The organism is Bacteroides sp. UBA939, from assembly GCF_002293435.1.
GTDB lineage: Bacteria > Bacteroidota > Bacteroidia > Bacteroidales > Bacteroidaceae > Bacteroides.
Genome location: NZ_DBDF01000060.1, coordinates 1 through 4,723, shown reverse-complemented (window position 1 = coordinate 4,723; position 4,723 = coordinate 1). Strand labels below are relative to the sequence as shown.

At 46.1% G+C, this 4,723-nt stretch carries 5 protein-coding genes; 1 reads left to right on the top strand and 4 read right to left on the bottom strand.

Annotation, left to right across the window (positions count from 1 at the left end):
* The coding region (locus tag B2Z67_RS04100) for a leucine-rich repeat domain-containing protein (RefSeq protein WP_414630779.1) at nt 1-680 on the top strand (680 nt) is incomplete at its 5' end.
* A 210-nt stretch (nt 681-890) separates the two neighbouring features.
* Here the strand turns inward: B2Z67_RS04100 and B2Z67_RS04095 are convergent.
* From B2Z67_RS04095 to B2Z67_RS04080, 4 genes are all read right to left on the bottom strand, one after another.
* Nucleotides 891-1,370, bottom strand: coding sequence for a DUF4372 domain-containing protein (locus B2Z67_RS04095; RefSeq protein ID WP_414630778.1), 480 nt, complete (start codon nt 1,368-1,370; stop codon nt 891-893).
* 14 nt (nt 1,371-1,384) lie between these two features.
* Nucleotides 1,385-2,140: an IS5 family transposase gene (locus B2Z67_RS04090; protein WP_291528549.1), complete on the bottom strand. Its 756-nt coding sequence runs from the start codon at nt 2,138-2,140 to the stop codon at nt 1,385-1,387.
* Between the two features lie 553 nt (nt 2,141-2,693).
* Nucleotides 2,694-3,785 (bottom strand): GTP-binding protein, encoded by a 1,092-nt coding sequence (locus B2Z67_RS04085; protein WP_291528548.1) that lies wholly within the window; start codon nt 3,783-3,785, stop codon nt 2,694-2,696.
* 31 nt (nt 3,786-3,816) lie between these two features.
* Nucleotides 3,817-4,629, bottom strand: a complete 813-nt coding sequence (locus tag B2Z67_RS04080; RefSeq protein WP_291528547.1) for an MIP/aquaporin family protein — start codon at nt 4,627-4,629, stop codon at nt 3,817-3,819.
* Nucleotides 4,630-4,723 lie beyond the last annotated feature (94 nt).

Below are 4,723 nucleotides of genomic sequence, written 5' to 3'. Positions count from 1 at the left end.
CCGCAGAGGCTGCGGCGGTGACGAAAATCGACGTGAATGGCTCTGACGATATCGACGGAGGAATCAAGTCGCTGAAAGGCATCGAGCATTTCACGGGGCTGACCACGTTATACTGCGACTTCAACCAACTCACCACGCTCGATGTGTCGAAAAACATCGCGCTGACCTGGTTGGATTGCAACTTCAACAACCTCACCACGCTCGATGTGTCGAAAAACACCGCGCTGGCCGGGTTGGGTTGCAACTACAACAACCTCACCACGCTCGATGTGTCGAAAAACACCACGCTGACCAAGTTGGACTGCTTCGAGAACGCCCTCACCGCTCTCGACGTGTCGGGCTGCACCGCGCTGACCACATTGTACTGCTACGGCAACAACCTCACCGCTCTCAACGTGTCGAAAAACACCGCACTGACCGAGTTGTACTGCTGGAACAATCAACTCACCGCGCTCGATGTGTCGAAAAACACAGCGCTGACCGGATTGTACTGCGGCAACAACCCCGGCGACGGCGCGGGCAAGTTCCCGGTGAAAGTGTGGCCGTCATTCGGCACGCCCCCAGGGCATTTCACCAACGTCGGATGGGACTACGACGGCAAGACCATCGTGCCCGTCTACTCGGAATACCCCGCCGCCCCCGAAAACGAAGCCTCTCACGAAGACACGGCAGCGAAATGAAAAGTATTTCAGATTGGTGCAGGCGGAGGTTCGCGCGCCGGAAAGAGCCGGTGCGACTGACGCCCGTCCGCGAGATTACCGTCAGGCTCGACGACTGCGAAGTGGTGTCGAACAGCTATTTCGAGAAGGTGCCGCGCAGCACCGGACGGATACAGCAATACGACCAGCTGTTAGTATAGAGTTAATATAGAGTTAGTCTTAACTTGACCTTTACTTGGACTTGATACGGACTTGGTATTGACTTCCCCTCAAATCCAGTAGCGTATGCAATTTTATCGCCCCTCGGGAATATTTACCTGGTGCCCAACTAAATAGCTTTATACTAAGAGATATAGTAGTGGAATCTAAAGCAAAGATTTCATTTTCAATATCCACATTAGGTATAGGGCTATCAACATACAAAGGGCGAATCGACTTTATGAGATATGCTCCAAAGTCAGCAAAAATACGCCAGTCTCGTTTCTCGTTGGCTCTTGAAAGCGTGCTATGAGTAACATGTTGCTTAATGCCTAAATGATACAGTTTGCGTTTGTGAGCTTTTAGACATAAGCAAATATTGCGTAAAGAGTTCATAGAGGTCAGTTGACCGAAAAATAGTTGGATAAATTGATTCCAACAATTCAGATCTCGGACATGGTAGTCCCCGTTATAACGATCTACGCATTTCTCAAACTCATATTTATTGACCAACTCTAAGAGCCTGTTTAAATTTTATTCAATAATAATCTTATGGATGCAATTTTGACCATCTCCTCTGCCGAATCGAACGTAAGTTCATAATTCCGGCAGAGCCTCCTGTAATTATCAAACCAGGAGAAGGTTCTTTCTACAATCCACCGCTTATGTATAGGACGAAAACCTAGCTCCTTATAATTACTGACAACAACCTGTATGATATAACCGAAAGATTTCTTCACTGCTTCAATCACGTTTCCTCTATACCCACCATCGGCCAATATGACTTTCACAGAAGAACACAGTTTCTTTAACATTTGTACTAACAGATAAGCCGCCTTACTGTCATGAACATTGGCTACAGTTACCATCACAGCTATAAGAAAGCCGTTTTTATCTACAATCACATGACGTTTAATACCTTTGACTTTCTTGTTACCGTCAATTCCATTTAGGGAACGATTATTCCCCCAACGGACGCTTTGACTATCCATTATACCTACAGTCGAGTCTTTATACTGACCACGCTTAAGACGGACTAAGCCTCGTAATTCATTTAGTAACAGATCGAAATCCGTTTGTGAAGACCATTTGCGATAGTAGTAATACACCAACTGCCATTTGGGGAAGTGCGATGGAAGCATACGCCACTGACAACCAGTCTTTACCACATAAAACAAAGCATTCCATATCTCACGTAAATCATGTTTTCGCTTTCTTATTTGGATATGCAATACTTTCTTTATATATTGCCACCGGATTTCCGTTAAATCTGTACGATACATCTCTTTTTAGTTTGGTCACTTCAAAGAAAGTACCTATCAGGCACATGCGGAAACCCTTTAGCATTTTATTACTTTTAATTTTAAACAGGCTCTTAGTTTCATCGTATTGAAACACTTTGTTCCATCGTATAATACTTTTAGTTTCATCGTATTGAAACACTTTGTTCCGAAGTGAAATACATTTAGTTTCATCGTATTGAAACATTTTGTTCCGAAGTGAAATACATTTAGTTTCACCCTGATGAAACTCTTTGTTTCAAAGCCTGAAACAAAGCGTTTCAACTGGGTGGAACTAACAGCAGGGCATGTTCCGGTATGGAGCGTAAAGCGATTCGGCAAATGACAGGCGCTAATGCGGAGACGGGGGATGATGCAAGATTATGCCTGTGGCAGATAGGTGGCAGATAAGGTATCTGCCACACATCTGCAACGGGTATCTGCAACGCTTTAATCTGTTTATTATCAAATAGATACGAGCAAAAAGGTGGCAGATGGCAGATAAAAACCGATTTTCAACTTTATGGAGGTAAAGCTAAAACCAAGGGAAGTCCGCTTAGACAACTTCCGTAAACCTGTAAGTCGGCTGGGGACGACCGGGCTGGAGATAACGCCAGGCTAATACTTCGGGCGCTTGATTACCGGCACAAAGAGCATCAAGCTCTTGACGGACAATTAAGTCTAAATGTTCCGGAGAAGTTTCTACGCGTGCATTAATAATCAGCTTGATTTCTTCTCCCTTACCTGCAGAACCTCGGGTGGAAAGGGTGTCGCGAGTGCCTGTCAGGTTGCCGACAATAAAGTTCATACCGTTTTCAGCTATTATTTTGACGTGTCCCACCGGGAGGTTTTCTTCATCAAAACGGGCGGCTAAATTGCTCAGGAAGGTATGGGCGAAATTATTCCAATCCATGTTTTCCCCGTGTAATCGAACGGTACCGTTCAGCCATCCGAGAACCGCTTCTCCATTAGCATACAGGTCATAATCCATCTCAACAAGGCGCTTGCCCGCATCCGACCGGGCAGTGGCTTGTGACAACCATTCGTCAATGCCCATGCCTGTAACAGCGCTGACTGCCAGTACAGTTGCCGAGGGGAAAGCACGTGCGGTGCGTTGTTTCAGGCTTTCCAACTGTTCTTCATTCAGCAAATCGGATTTATTGATCAGTATAATGTCGCTCTCTTCCAATTGTTTACGATAGATATAAGCTGCGTCGGGATGTAATCCGGCGTTTTCTCCCTCCAATATGGAGTCGAGCCGGGCGGGATCTGCTAACACGGAAAGGGGAGCAATCTGTAGTTCGCTGTTCCAGAATTGTTTCAACGGCTGCATAATAGTTGCCGATAAATCGGCGCAACTACCCACCGGCTCGGCGATGATTACGTCGGCTACCGCTTCGGTACGAATCTTCTGAATGGCTTGGGTGAAACCGTTGAAATTGCAGCAGAAGCAACTGCCGCTGACTTCCGCCACTTGCAGGTTGTTGAGTGATAGCAATTCGCTGTCAACCAATTCAGGAGCCTGGTCATTGGTAATCAGACCGACGCGCAGACCTTGTTTCATTAATCTTTGGGCTGTTTCCCATAACAATGTTGTTTTACCGGCACCTAAGAATCCTCCGGCAATGATGAGCTTCGTAGTTTTCATTTCTATTACTTTTAGTTACTGATATTTTTTGTTATTTACCACAATCGCAGCCGTTACTCTTCATTTTTATAACCGGCTCGAACACGTACAGGAAGAAAAATGCGGCAAGCGCTCCTCCGGCAATGGGACCTAATATATATACCCAGAAGAAACCACCGCTATGGTCGGGGAAAGCTGCATCTCCCCATCCCATGATACAAGCAACCAGGCGAGGAGCGAAATCACGGGCAGGATTTAGTCCGGCTTGCGTAAGCGGGGCGATGAGGCAGATGATGGATGTAACGGTAAGCCCGATGAAAACAGGCGCCATTGTGTCGCTGGGACGTCCTACATTGCACCCTTCCGTCAAGGCAAAAATGAGCAATACCAGCAGGAACGTGCCAAAACCTTCTGCCGCAATAGCCAATGGCATGGATACAACAGCCGCTCCTCCCGGTTGTATGTAGTATTCGCCAAACATTTTGGCTGTTGCTACTGATTCCGCACTTCCTCTTGTAATTTCCTGAACACTTTCATAAGCTTCAATGGAAGGGGCGAATAGCAGGAAAATAGCCCAACCTGCAAGAAAAGCCCCCAGAAACTGGGCAGTCAGGTAAGTGGGCAGTTTGCGGAATGACATCCGCTTGCTCAACACCATAGCAATTGACACTGCGGGATTCAGATGGGCGCAGGACAAATGACGGGTCAGATAAATAGCCAGCATAACCCCGATTCCCCACGCCAGACCGATTTGAAAAATTCCGGTATATTCGCTGAATAAAACAGCTACAGCTACCGAGCCGCAACCAAATAATACCAGGATAAAAGTTCCTAATAATTCTCCGGTAAATTCTTTTGCATTCATATCCTTGTTGATTTTAAGCTGTAAGTAGCTGTTCATAATTAGTTTATACTATGAATGATAATATAGCGAAACGGAATCTCAATCCGGTTGCTGC

Excerpts from the sequence above, each read along its gene's own strand:
- B2Z67_RS04090 (WP_291528549.1), bottom strand. The coding sequence starts at position 2,140 with ATGTATCGTACAGATTTAACGGAAATCCGGTGGCAATATATAAAGAAA.
- B2Z67_RS04085 (WP_291528548.1), bottom strand. The coding sequence starts at position 3,785 with ATGAAAACTACGAAGCTCATCATTGCCGGAGGATTCTTAGGTGCCGGT.
- B2Z67_RS04080 (WP_291528547.1), bottom strand. The coding sequence starts at position 4,629 with ATGAATGCAAAAGAATTTACCGGAGAATTATTAGGAACTTTTATCCTG.